The organism is Pseudomonas sp. NFACC24-1, from assembly GCF_900115235.1.
Lineage (GTDB): Bacteria > Pseudomonadota > Gammaproteobacteria > Pseudomonadales > Pseudomonadaceae > Aquipseudomonas > Aquipseudomonas fluorescens_AA.
Map to the genome: position 1 here is coordinate 1 of NZ_FOVS01000020.1, position 15,006 is coordinate 15,006.

Annotated in this window: 15 protein-coding genes; 5 read left to right on the forward strand and 10 right to left on the reverse strand. The window is 62.6% G+C overall.

Annotated elements, in window-relative coordinates; all coding sequences use genetic code 11:
• Positions 1 to 252 precede the first annotated feature (252 nt).
• From BM317_RS18615 to BM317_RS18625, 3 genes are all read right to left on the reverse strand, one after another.
• The gene (locus tag BM317_RS18615; RefSeq protein ID WP_092475404.1) at positions 253 to 1,284 is read right to left on the reverse strand and encodes an IS110 family RNA-guided transposase; all 1,032 of its coding nucleotides are present in this window, start codon (positions 1,282 to 1,284) and stop codon (positions 253 to 255) included.
• Positions 1,285 to 1,436: 152 nt separating this feature from the next.
• A complete protein-coding gene (locus BM317_RS18620; RefSeq protein WP_014336406.1) occupies positions 1,437 to 2,330 on the reverse strand; it encodes a PA4780 family RIO1-like protein kinase in 894 nt (297 codons plus the stop codon).
• A 221-nt stretch (positions 2,331 to 2,551) separates the two neighbouring features.
• Positions 2,552 to 3,343 carry an AraC family transcriptional regulator gene (locus tag BM317_RS18625; RefSeq protein WP_092171265.1) on the reverse strand — a complete coding sequence of 264 codons (792 nt, stop codon included), beginning with the start codon at positions 3,341 to 3,343 and terminating at the stop codon, positions 2,552 to 2,554.
• 79 nt (positions 3,344 to 3,422) lie between these two features.
• Between BM317_RS18625 and BM317_RS18630 the strand changes: the two genes are divergently transcribed.
• Entirely contained in the window at positions 3,423 to 4,451 is a 1,029-nt protein-coding gene (locus BM317_RS18630; protein WP_092171269.1) for a bile acid:sodium symporter family protein, read from the forward strand.
• Here the strand turns inward: BM317_RS18630 and BM317_RS18635 are convergent.
• The gene (locus BM317_RS18635; protein ID WP_092171272.1) at positions 4,438 to 5,715 is read right to left on the reverse strand and encodes an acetyl-CoA C-acetyltransferase; all 1,278 of its coding nucleotides are present in this window, start codon (positions 5,713 to 5,715) and stop codon (positions 4,438 to 4,440) included. The genes BM317_RS18630 and BM317_RS18635 overlap by 14 nt on opposite strands.
• Positions 5,716 to 5,971: 256 nt before the next feature.
• On the opposite strand from BM317_RS18635, the gene BM317_RS18640 reads away from it, so the two are divergent.
• Both BM317_RS18640 and BM317_RS18645 read left to right on the forward strand, forming a co-directional pair.
• A complete protein-coding gene (locus BM317_RS18640; protein WP_092171275.1) occupies positions 5,972 to 7,324 on the forward strand; it encodes a 3-oxoacyl-ACP reductase in 1,353 nt (450 codons plus the stop codon).
• Positions 7,325 to 7,326: 2 nt separating this feature from the next.
• Positions 7,327 to 8,181 carry a MaoC family dehydratase gene (locus tag BM317_RS18645; RefSeq protein ID WP_092171279.1) on the forward strand — a complete coding sequence of 285 codons (855 nt, stop codon included), beginning with the start codon at positions 7,327 to 7,329 and terminating at the stop codon, positions 8,179 to 8,181.
• 228 nt (positions 8,182 to 8,409) lie between these two features.
• Here BM317_RS18645 and BM317_RS18650 read toward each other — a convergent pair whose 3' ends face one another.
• Genes BM317_RS18650 through BM317_RS18665 form a run of 4 tightly spaced genes read right to left on the reverse strand, consistent with a single transcriptional unit; the run spans position 8,410 to position 10,682 of the window.
• Positions 8,410 to 8,967 carry a DUF4136 domain-containing protein gene (locus BM317_RS18650; RefSeq protein WP_092171282.1) on the reverse strand — a complete coding sequence of 186 codons (558 nt, stop codon included), beginning with the start codon at positions 8,965 to 8,967 and terminating at the stop codon, positions 8,410 to 8,412.
• Positions 8,968 to 8,987: 20 nt separating this feature from the next.
• On the reverse strand, positions 8,988 to 9,605 hold the full coding sequence (locus BM317_RS18655; protein ID WP_092171285.1) for a DUF4136 domain-containing protein: 618 nt from the start codon (positions 9,603 to 9,605) through the stop codon (positions 8,988 to 8,990).
• A 25-nt stretch (positions 9,606 to 9,630) separates the two neighbouring features.
• Positions 9,631 to 10,380: a methyltransferase gene (locus BM317_RS18660; RefSeq protein ID WP_092171288.1), complete on the reverse strand. Its 750-nt coding sequence runs from the start codon at positions 10,378 to 10,380 to the stop codon at positions 9,631 to 9,633.
• A complete protein-coding gene (locus BM317_RS18665; protein WP_092171291.1) occupies positions 10,377 to 10,682 on the reverse strand; it encodes a MazG-like family protein in 306 nt (101 codons plus the stop codon). The genes BM317_RS18660 and BM317_RS18665 overlap by 4 nt, the downstream gene beginning before the upstream one ends.
• A gap of 164 nt (positions 10,683 to 10,846) precedes the next feature.
• On the opposite strand from BM317_RS18665, the gene BM317_RS18670 reads away from it, so the two are divergent.
• The gene (locus BM317_RS18670; protein ID WP_003197447.1) at positions 10,847 to 11,140 is read left to right on the forward strand and encodes a hypothetical protein; all 294 of its coding nucleotides are present in this window, start codon (positions 10,847 to 10,849) and stop codon (positions 11,138 to 11,140) included.
• Positions 11,141 to 11,375: 235 nt separating this feature from the next.
• Positions 11,376 to 12,725 carry an MATE family efflux transporter gene (locus BM317_RS18675; protein WP_092171294.1) on the forward strand — a complete coding sequence of 450 codons (1,350 nt, stop codon included), beginning with the start codon at positions 11,376 to 11,378 and terminating at the stop codon, positions 12,723 to 12,725.
• Positions 12,726 to 12,727: 2 nt separating this feature from the next.
• Here BM317_RS18675 and BM317_RS18680 read toward each other — a convergent pair whose 3' ends face one another.
• Positions 12,728 to 13,522 carry a DUF4123 domain-containing protein gene (locus BM317_RS18680; RefSeq protein WP_092475604.1) on the reverse strand — a complete coding sequence of 265 codons (795 nt, stop codon included), beginning with the start codon at positions 13,520 to 13,522 and terminating at the stop codon, positions 12,728 to 12,730.
• Positions 13,519 to 14,826: a type VI secretion system Vgr family protein gene (locus BM317_RS18685; protein WP_092475607.1), complete on the reverse strand. Its 1,308-nt coding sequence runs from the start codon at positions 14,824 to 14,826 to the stop codon at positions 13,519 to 13,521. Before BM317_RS18685 ends, BM317_RS18680 begins: the two co-directional genes overlap by 4 nt.
• Positions 14,827 to 15,006 lie beyond the last annotated feature (180 nt).

Consider the following 15,006-nt stretch of genomic DNA (forward strand, 5'->3'; position numbering starts at 1 on the left):
CGCTCCCACATCTATGGTCCTCTCAGTTTCTGCAATACTGAATTTGGATGCGTGATTGGCTTGCCGCAATCTATTCGGCGTCGAAAAGATAAATTCGCGCCGCGATGAAAATCGCGCCTGACAGTCCTGATTAGGGTAGATCGGCTTTAGAGCCGTGTGGGAGCCCAGGTTTTCTGTCAGGTCGGTAGGCCGTTTACGTCATCTGTTATCCAGCATCGCAAAACCAGGTGGGTGGTGCTCGGTAACGCAGGGTCAAGCGTTCTGTGCGCTTGGCCCTGCCTCATATATTCCATGGGTGTGCGCTAAGGCCCAGGCTATGCGCGCCAATTTATTCGCCAACGCACACACCACAACATTGCGGTGGTGACGAGCTAACAGCCCGCGTACCCAATCCGCCAAGTGCCCGGTTTGTTTATCCAGGTGATTGATAAAGGTCTGGCTGCATTGCACAAGCAATCGTCGCTGATTACGGTCGCCACGCTTGCTGATGCCTAGTAAATGCGGCTTCCCGCCAGTAGTGAGTTGCTTGGGTACCAGGCCTATCGAGGCGGAGTAGTCACGGCCCCGTTTGTACTGTTTGCCGTCACCTATTTCTGCAGCCAGGGCGCTGGAGGTGATCGGGCCGACGCACGGCATCGTCATCAACCGTGTAGCCAGATCGTCTTCAGCGACCTGGCCTTCCAATTCTTTGGTTAACGCCTTAACTCGTTCATCGAGATAGCTGAAATGAGCGTGAAATTGCTCAAAGAGACGAATGACCGGCACAGGTGCGCGGAGCTCCTCCAGGACTTTGGGCAGTTCTCTGATTGATTTGAAGGTCGGCTTCAAGCTAACCCCCCACTCAAGCAGAAAAGCGTGAATGCGATTGACCGTGGCGGTCCGATCTCGCATGAACGCTTCACGGGTCATATTGAGCATGCTGAGTGCTTGCTGAGCCTCGGTTTTTAGCGCAACGAAGCGCATCGCAGATCGACTGGCGGCTTCGCCAATAGCCTCTGCATCGACATAGTCGTTCTTGTTGCTTTTGACGTAAGGACGTACATGTTGGGCTGCTATGAGTTTGGGTTGATGGCCACAACTGACTGCGAATCGGCCCATGAAATGCGCACCGCCGCAGGCTTCCATAGCCAGGGTGCAAGGGGGCAGTTGAGCAATGAAGGCAAAAACCTGAGCGCGTGAAACCTTGGCACGGAACAGGTGGCGCCCGCGGTTATCTTGACCGTAGAAGTGGAAGCAGTTTTTGCCTAGATCCAAGCTGGTAATAGCAAGATTGTCAGTATTCATGGCGGCGGTCTCCGGTAGATCCCCCAGTGAAAGCTTAGCTTTCACTGGGGGGAGGTCTGAGAGGACCATTTCATTAGGAGGCCTGCGGTGGATAGAGGATTTTGCAGCGCCCACAAAAAACCCGGCCATTGGCCGGGTTTCTGTTCAGCCGATCATTGCATCCACGGCGGCGGTGGTTCTTCGGTCTTGCCGGGTGGGGCATCGTCGGCGGCGCGGACGGCCTGACGGCGCTCCTCATCCAGGCGAGCGGCCTCGATTTCACGCATGATCCCGCCGACATCCGCCAGCTCTTCCGGCTCGTCGAACTCGCCGGTCAGCACGCTGGCCGGGTGCAGGGTGCCAGCTTCGTACAGCGCCCACATTTCCTTGGCGTACTTGGTGCGCTTGAGTTCCGGGGCAAACCGGCCGAAGTAGGACGCCATGTTGCCCACGTCCCGCTCCAGCATGCTGAAGGCATGGTTGTTACCCGCGGCATCCACGGCTTGCGGCAGGTCGATGATCACCGGCCCCGTCGGCGTCAGCAGCACGTTGAACTCCGACAGGTCACCGTGCACCAGACCGGTACACAGCATCAACACGATCTGGGAAATCAGGTAGGCGTGATATTCACGGGCCTGGTCCGGCTCCAGCACCACGTCGTTCAGGCGCGGCGCCGCATCGCCGTACTCGTCGGCCACCAATTCCATCAGCAGCACGCCTTCAAGGAAGTCGTACGGCTTGGGCACGCGCACACCCGCGCTTGCCAGGCGGAACAATGCCGCCACTTCGGCATTCTGCCAGGCGTCCTCGGTTTCCTTGCGCCCGAACTTCGAGCCCTTGGCCATGGCCCGGGCCTGACGGCTGTTGCGCACCTTACGGCCTTCCTGATACTCGGCCGCCTGACGAAAACTTCGCTTGTTCGCCTCCTTGTAGACCTTCGCGCAACGTAGCTCGTTGCCGCAGCGCACCACATAAACAGCTGCTTCTTTACCACTCATGAGTGGGCGCAGCACCTCGTCGACCAGACCGTCCTCGATCAGGGGTTCAATGCGTTTTGGAGTCTTCATCAGCTTTTATTGTGGGTCCTTTATTACCAAACACGCGAATGACAGTCGTTATACGGCAATCCTTCCTCCGCGGGGAGGGGTTGCCGACCTATGAACCTGTGATGCACACAATGTGCCGGATCAATCGACGGCGTCGAATCATAGCCGAGACCGGCGCTGGCGTTGGCAACTGAATACCCAGGTATTTGCGACAAGAGCTGACAGGCATGTCTACCGACAACTCAATGCTTGAACAACTCCCCCGGCGTATACCCGAACATCCCCTTGAACGCGGCAATGAATGCGGACGTTGAATCGTACCCACACGACAACGCGGCGCTGGTGACGCTGTCCCCTTTCTCCAACGAGCCCAGGGACGACAACAAGCGCATGCGCTGGCGCCAGGCACGAAAGCTCAGGCCGGTCTCACGCTGGAACAGACGCATCAGGGTTTTTTCCGACGTGCCCAGACGTTCAGACCAGGCTTGCAAGGTGACGTTCTGTTCGGGTTGTTCGATCAATTCGTTACACAGCGCCAGCAAGCGGGCATGTCGCGGCAGCGGCAGGGAAAATCCCACTTCCGGCAACGTCGCCAACTGGTCCAGCAGCACCTGCACCAGCCGTTCTTCCTGGGTATCGCCTTGGGGATAATCGACCGGCAACTGACAGAATACCTTGATCAACTCACGGGCCAGTGGCGTGACTTCCAGCACCCGACAGCGCTCATCGGCCCAGGGGCAGGCGTGACGATGGACATACAGGCTGCGCATTTCCGCCCGGGTGGAGGTCACCACCTGATGTTCCAGGTCGGCAGGGATCCAGATGCCCCGTTGTGGTGGGGCGAAGAAGCTGCCGGCGGCGGTGTGTACGCCGAGAACGCCGCTGATGGCGTAGGAAAATTGCACCCAGTCATGACGATGAGCTTGCGTCCAGGAACCGGCGCTCAAGCTTTCGACACGGGCATACAGCGGCCTCGGCAATTGCGCCAGGTCGGGGATACGTCGTTCCAGTTGCTGGTGTCCCTTAGGCGGCATTGATTGGCCTTATGTCGCAAGACGACTGATGAGGACGACGTTAGGCTAAGTCGACTTTTCTTACAACATGCGGTGCCCTATGCATATCTTCAGACACCTCAAACGCATGGTGACCGACTGGTTCCTGTGCGGCATGGTGCTCGCCACGCTGCTGGCGTACTTCTTTCCCACCTTTGGTGCCACGGGCGGTGCCATGCATGCCGAATGGGTGGTCAACATCGGCATCTTCGTGGTGTTCTTCCTGCACGGGGTCAACCTGTCCGGCGAGCAGATCCGCCACGGCCTGAAGAACATCCGGCTGCACGTGATGGTGCAAGCTTTCACCTTTGGCGTATTTCCGTTGCTCTGGCTGCTCAGCAACTGGCTGCTGGGCAGCCATGTGCCGGCGCTGCTGATGCTGGGGTTCTTCTATCTGTGCGCCCTGCCCTCGACGATTTCTTCCTCGGTGGCCCTGACTGGCAGCGCAAAAGGTAACGTGCCGGCGGCGATTCTCAACGCGAGCCTGTCCAGCGTGCTGGGCATTTTCCTGACACCGTTGCTGGTCAGTTTCGTGGTCGGCAGCGGCGCCGGCGGCATCGACCTGGGTTCAACCTTGCTCGACCTGTGCATAATGTTGCTGCTGCCGCTGGTGCTGGGGCAGTTCCTGCGGCGTTGGCTGGCCGGCTTCTTCGGTCGGTACAAACGCTATACCAGCGTCATCGACAAGCTGGTGATCCTGCTGCTGGTCTACGCGGCCTTCTGCAACTCGATGGTGTCCGGCATCTGGCGCCAGCAAGGCAACGGCGTGTTGCTCAGCGCAGTGGTGGGCAGTGCCGTGCTGCTGGCAATCATCCTGTGGGCCACCACCCGCACCGCCCGCGCCCTGAAATTCAACAACGCCGACGAAGTCGCCGCAGTGTTCTGCGCCAGCAAGAAATCCCTGGCAGCCGGGGTGCCGATGGCGGCGTTGATTTTCGGCAACCATCCCGGCCTCGGGCTGATTCTGCTGCCGATCATGATCTACCACCCCTTGCAATTGATCGTCTGCTCGATCCTGGCCGAGCGCTACGCCAGCCGGCACAAGGCACTGGCGTCCCGCCAGGAGGGCACTCTCGTCAACGCTCGATGATCGCCGTCACTCCCTGGCCGGCGGCGGCGCAGATGGAAATCAACCCGCGACCTCGCCCGGCGGCGTCCAGCAACTTGGCGAGGTTGGCGACAATGCGCCCGCCCGTGGCGGCAAACGGATGCCCGGCGGCCAGGGAGCTACCCTTCACGTTCAAGCGACTGCGGTCGATGGACCCCAGCGGTGCGTCGAGGCCCAGGCGGGTCTTGCAATAGTCCGGGTCTTCCCAGGCCTTCAGCGTGCACAACACTTGGGCGGCGAACGCTTCGTGGATCTCGAAGTAATCGAAGTCCTGCAAGGTCAGGCCGTTGCGCGCCAGCAATCGCGGCACGGCGTAGACCGGGGCCATCAGCAACCCTTCGGCGCCATTGACGAAATCCACCGCTGCCGTTTCACCGTCGCGCAGATACGCCAGGATCGGCAGGCCCCGGGCCTTGGCCCACTCTTCGCTGCCCAGCAGTACCAACGAGGCGCCGTCGGTCAGTGGCGTGGAGTTGCCCGCCGTCAGCGTGCCCTTGGCACTTTTTTCGAAGGCCGGCTTGAGGGAAGCGAGTTTTTCCAGGGTCAGGTCCGGGCGCAGGTTGTTGTCCCGGGTCAGGCCGAGAAACGGTGTCATCAAGTCGTTCTGCCAACCTTCGGCGTAGGACGCGGCCATTTTCTGATGGCTTTCCAGGGCCAACTGGTCTTGGGCCTCCCGGGGGATCTGCCAGGTCTGGGCCATCAATTCGCAGTGCTCGCCCATGCTCAGGCCGGTGCGCGGTTCGTTGATGCGCGGCAAGTCCGGCATCAGGTGCTGGGGGCGCAATTGCAGGAATACTTTGATTTTCTCAGCGGCGGTCTTGGCGCGATTGGCTTGCAGCAAGATCCTGCGCAACCCTTCACTGACCCCGATTGGCGCATCCGACGTGGTGTCGACGCCGCCGGCAATGGCGCTGTCGATCTGGCCCAGGGCGATCTTGTTGGCCACCAGCAGCACTGTTTCCAGCCCGGTGCCACAGGCTTGCTGTACGTCATAGGCCGGCGTCATCGGTGATAGCCGCGAACCGAGCACGCATTCGCGGGTCAGGTTCATATCCCGGGAAAACTTGAGCACGGCTCCGGCCGCCACTTCGCCGATGTGCAGGCCATGCAGGTTGTAGCGTTCGATCAGCCCCTCAAGGGCGGCCGTCAACATCGCCTGGTTGCTGGCGGTGGCATAGGGCCCATTGGAACGGGCGAAGGGAATGCGGTTACCACCGATGATCGCGACGCGGCGTAGTTGTGTCATGAAGAACTCCCCTGTAGGTCTAATACACTAAGAAAACTCAACCGCCCCCTGTGGGAGCAAAGCTTGCTCGCGATGCAGACACCGCGTTTTTCAGGTAGGTCGCGTCATCGTTCATCGCGAGCAAGCTTTGCTCCCACAGGGGTTCGGTGCCCTGGACAAAGCGCTCCCGCTCAAGCTTAGGCTTTATCTCGCCGATCGAACGACTGATTGCCAATCATGGTCCACACTTGGAACCTCATCAGCCGGAGTGTGTTCCATGTCTGACCGTTATATCGACTTCGCCAATTCGCCCATTGGCCGGCGCATGGTCGGGTCCCTCGGCCTGCCATCGCCGGTACGCCTGGAACGCTGGCAGGCCGGGCGGCTACGGCCGATCGAAGGCGCACTGCTGCTGGGCGGCGGGCCGTTGACCGAACAGATCGGCACGTTCGCCAAGCGCCTGACCGACACCATTTTCATCTACGGCGGCGAACCGACCGTGGCCACCGAGTGGATCCCCGGCCACGGCCCGAAAATCAAGGCAGTGGTGTACGACGCCAGCCATTTGGTGCAGGCCGACCAGCTCAAGCAGCTGCGGGAATTTTTCCAGCCGCTGATGAAGAACCTCGACCACAGCGCCCATATCGTCATCCTCGGGCGCGCACCGCAAAGCCTTGGCGATCCGTTCAGCGCCAGTGCCCAGCGGGCGTTGGAAGGTTTCAGCCGTTCCCTGGCCAAAGAGCTGCGCCACGGCGGGACGCTGCAACTGCTGTATGTCGGCGACGGTGCCGAAGCGCAGTTGGAAGGTGCGCTGCGGTTTTTCCTGTCGCCCAAGAGTGCCTTCATTTCCGGGCAGGTCATTCGCCTCGACGCCTGTGGCACCCAGGTCCATGACTGGACGCGACCGCTTACGGGGCTCAAGGCGCTGGTCACTGGCGCGGCCCGCGGGATCGGCGCCTCCATCGCCGAAACCCTGGCCCGCGATGGCGCCGACGTGATCCTGCTCGACGTCCCCCAGGCCAAGACTGACCTCGATGCCTTGGCGGCGCGCTTGAGCGGGCGCAGCGTCACGCTGGATATCTGCGCCGAAGATGCCGCCGCCCAGTTGATCGAGCACCTGCCCGACGGCGTCGACATCGTGGTGCACAACGCCGGCATCACCCGGGACAAGACCCTCGCCAACATGACCCCGGAATTCTGGGACGCCGTGTTGGCCGTCAACCTCAACGCCCCGCAAGTGCTGACCAAGGCCCTGCTCGACAGCGGCACCCTGCGCGACAATGGCCGGGTCGTTCTGCTGGCCTCCATCAGCGGCATTGCCGGCAACCGTGGGCAGACCAACTATGCGGCGAGCAAGGCCGGGCTGATCGGCCTGGCCCAGGCCTGGGCGCCGCTGCTGCAATCTCGGGGCATCAGCATCAACGCCGTGGCGCCGGGCTTCATTGAAACCCGCATGACCGCCGAGATCCCCTTCGCCTTGCGCGAGGCCGGACGGCGCATGAGTTCCCTCGGCCAGGGCGGCCTGCCTCAAGATGTCGCCGAAGCCGTGGCCTGGCTCGCGCAGCCGGGCACGGGCGCCGTGACCGGACAGGCCCTGCGGGTATGCGGCCAAAGCCTTTTGGGAGCATGACCATGACGATCCAATGGCATGAGGTCAGCAGCCCGCCATCCATGTCCGGGCTCTATTCAAAAGCGGCGACGCGGCGCAAGGTCACCGGAACGACCTTGCCCGAGGAAGGCCTGCGCCAGGTGCTTCAGGTCGATCCACAACGGCTGGCGGCCTATCGCAAGGTGTGCGGTTTCGTCGATAACGGACTGCTGCCGCCGACTTATCCCCACGTCCTGGCGTTTGCCCTGCAGATGCAATTGCTCACGGGGCGGGGCTTTCCCTTTCCGCTGCTGGGGCTGATCCACTTGAGCAACCGCATCCGGGTGCTGCGCCCGATGGGCGGGGTCGGCCAGGTGCGGGCCAGCGTCCATGTCGAGAACCTGCAAGCCCACCCCAAAGGCGCGGTATTCGACCTAGTGACCGGCCTTGATGATCAGTTGGGCCCCTTGTGGGAGGCCCGCAGCCAGATGCTGTGCAAAGGCGTCCAGCTTGACGGCGCGCTCGTGGACGAATCCCCTCAAGCCAGCCTGCCCTTGATTGAAGTCGCGCACTGGACCGCACCGGCTGGCATCGGCCGGCAATACGCCAAGGTTTCCGGCGACTACAATCCGATTCACCTGAGCGGTATCAGCGCCAGGCTGTTCGGCTTCCCCACTGCCATCGCCCATGGCTTGTGGAACAAGGCCAGGACCCTGGCGGCGCTGGATGACCACCTGCCCGAGGCCAACATCGAGATCGAGGTGACCTTCAAGAAACCGGTGCGCCTGCCCAGTGAAGTGACCCTGCTGTCCAGCGCGGCGGGCTCCAGTGGGCAACTGCAACTGGTGGGGACCGGGGCGCTGGAACATATGGTGGGAGAGTGGCGGCCGGCAACCTGAGTAGGTCGATAGCATTCACCGCCCCCCCCTGTGGGAGCGGGCTTGCTCGCGATGGCGCTGGGTCAGCTTGCATCAAGGTTGAATGTGCCGCCGTCTTCGCGAGCAAGCCCGCTCCCACAGTTTGTTTCAGGGTGTTCATAGATACGATGTCCACCGCCAATCCCTGTGGGAGCGAGCTTGCTCGCGATGGTGGTGGGTCAGCCTCCACCCATCTTGAATTCGCCGTGGTCAACGCGGCGGGTAGTTGGACAGAATCCGCCCCACCGTCTCGCGCACAGCCGTGTTGCGGTCGGCCGGGTTGGGGGAATTGCTGAGCAGTTGTTCATCACTGCCACGCCACACCAGCTTGCCGTCCTTACCGTCGAGCAGGTCGATCTGCACGGTGGCGACTTTGTAGCTGATGTTGCGGGTTTCGTTGTACATCGGCCCACCCCAGTAGCCATTCCATGGGCCGCCCCAACCGCCGCCATAGTTGGTGGTGACCTGTTGCTGGCGGTCCTCGACGATCAAATAGGCCTGGACCAGCACATCGCCGCGCCCACCCGCCGCAGCCGGGCGCAAGCCGCGCTGGTCGAGTTGATCGGCCACCGCCTGGCGGATCCGCTGTTCGGTCAGGTCGCTCTTGATGCGTGGGTCATCGGGGCGATACTGCAGCGCCGGGTCTTTCCAGCTCCAACTGCGATACGCTGCAAAATCACGGCTGGTGTCAAAGTCATGGTTGACCTGGTTAGAAGCACAAGCCCCCAGCAACAGGGTGAAGGCCAATAGAGCAAGACGGCGAAACATGGTTTTTCTCCGTTGCGTAATCAACTGGGGGGATACGCCGACATGGCTTTTTCCACGGCCTCGCGAATGGCATCGGTGCGTTCGCTCTGGCTGCCTCTCTGGCCCGTCTCGGCGCTGGCGCTCCACACCGGCTGACCGGTCCGAGCATCGAACAGGTCCACCCGGACCACCACGACTTGCTCCTGATACGTGCGCACCATCGGCATCGGATGGTACACGCCATAACCCGGACCGTAGCGATCATAACGGTTATAGCCGCCGTAATAGCCGGCATCATAATCATCCCGGACCTGGCGCACGCGGGTTTCCAGGCGCAGGTCGGCGCTGACGAACAGATCGGCGGGCCGGTTGTCATGCAGCGGCCGCAAGCCACGCTGGTCGAGGGCATTGCTCACCGCTTCGGCCACTTGGGCCGAATCCGCCCAGGCCGTGCCCGGCGGCAGGCGCCCGTCGCGCCAGGCCCAGCTGCGATAGCGCCCGTAATCACGGGGCGGCGCCGGGTAGGCGCTGCGGTCGAACACCGTGGCGGCCTCCGGTGGCGCCGGCGGCAACGGATTGGAGGTGGCGACATAGGGGTTGCTGCCCTGGCAGGCCACCAGCCCCAGGCACAGCACCAACAACCCTGAACGACCTTTCATTTCGCGCTCCAGTTGCACTTGCGGATCAGAGGGGACGGCAGATCCAGTGCAGATAACGTCCCAACCCGGCAAACGCCGGATGGCGACGGTGGACCAGTTCCATTTCCAGCAACTGCGCAAGTTCCACGCGGCCCTGGAACTCCACCGGCATGTAGTCATGGAAAACCCGCACGCCACTCTGGCTTTCGACCTGCCAGAGGCCTTCAAGTTGCGCCGCCAAATCTCGCGGATCAAGGGGTTGTTGCGGGGTCAGGCTCTGTTTTTCGCCGGCCATGTCGTTTTTGCGCAACTTGCGGAAATGCCCCTTGAGCAGGTTGCGATAGACCAGCGCGTCGCGGTTGTAGAACGCCAGGGACAGCCAACCGCCAGGCGCCGTCAGTTGATGCAGCACCGGCAGGATCGCGTGGGGCTCGGCCAGCCATTCCAGCACCGCGTGACACAGCACCAGGTCGTAAGGCTCGGTCAGTTGGCCGAGCAGGTCCTGCCACGGTGCCTGGATGAACGTGGCCTGCTGGCCGGCCTCGGCAAAACGCTGGCGAGCGCCTTCGAGCATGGGTTCGGCCGGCTCGGCCAGGGTCACCTGGTGACCGCGCTCGGCCAACCACAACGACATGTGGCCCAGGCCAGCGCCGATGTCCAGCACACGTAATGGACGCTGCGGCAGGGTTTCCAGCAGATCGGCCTGGAGCACCGCCAGGCGGATCGCGCCTTTGGCCCCACCGTAGATTTTTTCCGCGAAACGCGTGGCGAGCTGATCGAAATGACGGTCGCTCATCGGCCGAACCGCCGTTCGCTGTCGGCCAGTTTGCTGCGCACCACGGCGTCCATGTCCAGGCCCAGCTCGCTGCAAAGCAGTAACAGGTACAACACGATGTCACCGACTTCCTGCCCGGCGTGGGCCAGTTTGTCCGCCGGCAACTGGCGCGACTGGTCCTCGGTCAGCCACTGGAAAATCTCCACCAGCTCGGCCATTTCCACACTGGCGGCCATGGCGAGGTTTTTCGGGCTGTGGAATTGCCGCCAATCGTTATGGTCACGAATGGCATGCAGGCGTGCGGTCAGTTCAACAAGGTTCATCGGGTTCTCCTGAATGCGCATAGCTTCAGGGGGATGACCGGGGAAGGCAAGAGTCTCGGTACGAAGCGACGGTTTGCCCCATAATCGAACCAACTCGGCCGCCACAGCTCCTACAATCAGGAGCCAACGGCTCAGTTCGGATTCCCTCCCATCAGGATGCACATATGCAGGTAGAAAGCTTTTTCGAATGGCTCGGCCAGGCGCTCGGTTCGGTAATCCGTTTCATCGTCGACCTGCTCAGCGGCCTCTTCAACACCCTGGCCAACGCCGGCGGCAATTTCGTCGATGGGCTGTCACGCACCTTGGGCATGGACACTTCGATCATCAGCATCATTGCGCTGATCCTTGGGCTGATGCTGCTGTACTCGGCCATCCGCGCCTTCATGCGGGCCTCGATCGTCATGGGCATCATCTGGCTGGTGCTGGGGTTGTGGTTGTTGAGTTGGATCATTCACTAAAGCACCCTCGATCCCAAGCCGAACACAACCTTGTGGCGAGGGGATTTATCCCCGCTGGGCTGCGCAGCAGCCCCTTGAAGGTTGGATTCAATGAATCTGACACACTGCAGTGTCTGGTTTTGGGGCTGCTTCGCAGCCCAGCGGGGATAAATCCCCTCGCCACAATGAGTCCGAATACCCTAGGGAACGATCCTCCCTAGAACCCGCTACAATCGCGCTCCATCAAGGAGCCCGCATGTCCAACCTGATCACCGACTGGCGCGACCGCCTGACCCATCGCCGGGTCTGGGCACTGGCTGCGCCGATGATTCTCTCGAACATCTCCGTGCCGCTGGTGGCGTTGGTGGACAGCACCGTCATCGGCCATTTGCCCCATGCCCATCAGTTGGGCGCCGTGGCGGTCGGGGCGAGTTTATATACGGTGTTGGCGTGGGCCATGGGTTTCTTGCGCATGGGCACCACCGGGTTCGCCGCCCAGGCTGCCGGGCGGGGTGACGGAGCGGCGCTGCGGCAAGTGTTGTGGCAAGGACTGCTGTTGGCGATGGGGCTGGCGCTGCTGCTCGGTGCCGTCGGCGTGCCGTTGAGCGACGTGGCGTTGCATTTCATGCAGCCGTCCGCCGAGCTCAACCAGTTGACCCGCGACTTCTTCCACGCCCGACTCTTCGGCTTGCCGGCGGCGCTGGCCAGCTATGCGCTGGTGGGCTGGTTCCTCGGCGCCCAGAATGCCCGGGCGCCGTTGGCGATCCTGTTGGTGACCAACCTGGTCAACATCGCCCTGAACCTTTGGTTCGTGATCGGCCTGGACTGGGGCGTGACCGGTTCGGCCCGAGCGTCGGTGATTGCCGAGTGGACCGGAGCGCTGGTCGGCCTGGCCCTGGCTCGCAAGACACTGCGGGCCTGGCCCGGACAGATGGCCTGGGCGGCCCTGGGCGTGTGGCAGAACTGGCGTCCGCTGCTGACGGTGAACCGGGACATTTTCATTCGCAGCCTGGCGTTGCAAGCGGTGTTTTTCCTGATCACGGTGCAAGGCGCGCGCCTGGGGGACGCCACCGTGGCGGCCAATGCCTTGCTGCTCAACGGCCTGCTGCTGACCGCCCATGCCCTGGACGGCCTGGCCCACGCCGTGGAAGCGCTGTGCGGCCATGCCATTGGCGCCCGCGACCGCCTGGCCCTGCGCCGCTCGCTGGTGGTCGCCGGCGGTTGGTCACTGATTGCAAGCCTCGGCTTTGCCCTGCTGTTCCTGCTCGCCGGCCACTTGTTCATCGACATGCAAACCGATATCCCCGACGTACGCGCCACCGCTTACGACTACCTGCCCTACCTGGCGACCTTGCCGCTGATCGCGGTCTGGAGCTACTTGCTCGACGGCCTGTTCATCGGTGCCACCCGCGCCCGGGAAATGCGCAACGGCATGGTCTTGACCCTACTGCTCGTGTCGCCAATCGCCTGGATGCTGCTGGGCTTGGGCAACCATGGACTGTGGATCACCTTTCTGCTGTTCATGGCCCTGCGCAGCCTGACCCTCGGTGGGTTTGCCTGGCACTTGCAGCGGCGCGACCGTTGGCTCGGCGCGCCGCCCCCATAACTTCAATCCTGGCGACCCTGCCACCGCCGCCGCAGGTGATCGAGACGCTCGCGCTGCGAGCCTCCCTCCGGCCCCGGAACGGGCCGGGCATCAGGGTATTGCAGGCGCAGCCACAGCCAGTCATCGAGCACCGTCCGCTCGGTGAATCCCAACGCCAGCCCCTGCTGCAAATCCTCCCAGAGCCGACGGTAATCACGCCCGGTGGAGCGGCACCATTGCCACGCGTGGCGCTCCAACAGGCATCGTTGCAACTGGCCCTGCTGTCGGTCGCTGAGGCCGTGTTCTTTCTCCAACGCCGCCACCGGCAGTCCCGGGTTGGACAGTTGTTGCCAGCCCTGGCTGCCGATCGCCCGGTCGGCCCACGTGCCACCGAACCAGCGCGCCAAGCTGATCGGGCCCAGCCAGCAGCTGAGCTCTTGGGAATCGCAACCGTCGAAAAAATAGCTGGCGGTGTGCGGGTTGTAGTAATTCAACAGAGCTTTGTGATGCAGGCCCAGTGTCACCGTCAGCATGCGCCGCAGATGCGTGAGCAATTGCCCGACGGGCGTTGGGCTGGCCAACAACAACCCCGGCCAGGCACGCGGGTCCAGGTGACAAAGGCTGACCAGCGCGGGTGATTGGCGCAGATCCACCAACAGCGGGCCGTGCTCGCGCAGCCCATGCAACTCGGTGCCTTCGAACAGGGCAAAACGCCGGGCCTCGGCGAACTGCGCGTGCACCAGCCGCACCGCCTCAGGCGCACTCGGTGCGTCCAGCAGCAACCACTGCGGCGTTGATCCAGGCACGACCGCGCTCATCGAGCAACGCCCGCGCCGCGCCCCATGAGCATACGGCAGGTGCACAGCGGTTGAGCGCAGGGGCTGAAAGGCCCGCCTTCGGGCAACAGGCACAACAAGACCAGCGGCTCGGCCTCCCGCATCGCCGACAACAGCACCGGATCGACAACCGACCGCCCAAGTGTTTCGCCTGAAGATGACTCATCCACGACCACTGCCGAGGCAGGCGTGTTCAGAAAGGCACTGATCAGCGGCCGATCCGGATCACCTTCCATAAAGCTCACCAGCACCTCGGTACCGTCACACAACGCGGCCACCCCGCCGGCTGCCAGTTCCGGAGCCAAGGGCAGCCAGCAATGACTGGGGCTGGAACCTTCGCCCTGGTAGACCCAGTCAAATTCCACCGCCACGCGCCCCGCTCCCAGCTCCGGCGGCTCATCCACCCCCACGACCCAGCCGCGTTGCCGGCTCACCATGCGTGGCTTGGCCGGGACGCTGTCCGGTACGAACAGAACGCCTCGGGGAATGGCCTTGAAATGGTTGCCATATACACCCGCCTGGGCGCGATGCTCGACCTTCGTCAACAGCCAGCGCCGGTTCCAGCCGGCAATCGGATGGTCCGTCAACGTCAGCACCTGACCACTGCGCAGGTTCGTCAGTTCGCTGCGCCCCTGGGCGACCTGCTGCCCCGACACATCGGTGTGCACGCTGAAGGTCCGCACCGCGGCAGGCGGCCCGTCGTCCACGTAGACCGCCTTACCGGCGGGGGGAAAACTGTGGGGATTGTCGGCGAACACCAGGCAATGCCCGTCCCGCGTGTGTTCAAAATGAAAGTGAATACCCGCCCGGGCGCACACGCGCTGGAGGAACTGCAGGTCCGATTCCCGATACTGGGTACAGAAATCCTGCGGTGGATAATCGCCGCTCAGGTCCAGGCACAGCCGGCGGCCGCTAATGCCATGGGCCTTGAGCACCTGGCGAATGATCTGTGGCACCGAGCGAGCACTGAACACCCGCTGGCTGAAGCGCTGCGCCAGACAGGCCAGCTTCGGCCCGATACGCACCCGGCAACCGGCGCCCTGACGGTGTTGGACCAACTCATGGAGCTGCCCATGAATGCCCCGGCCTGGGGGACCGAAACTCAACCAGACGCTGCGGTACAGCAGGCTCGCCAAGTCCAGGTTCGCATCGGACAACAGGAGCTCCACTTCATAGACAAAGGGTTCGCTAATGGCTTCGCTACCCGTGAAGGCCACCACGTCAACGGGCTCGGGCAGACCGGCTATCTCCAGACGAAAGGCTGGCTCGCAGGCTGGATCGGACATCGGCGTTTCTCTACAGGAGGGGCGGCCGGGGATTCTCGCCGACCGCCATGGCCGAGTAGAGGGGCCAAGTACAGGTTAGGAAAGGGACTACACGAAATAAGGACATCACCGATTAAATGCACCGGTGTGAAGAAATAGCCGTGGCGTAAACAAAAATGCCCTCCGGGACTATCCGAAAAA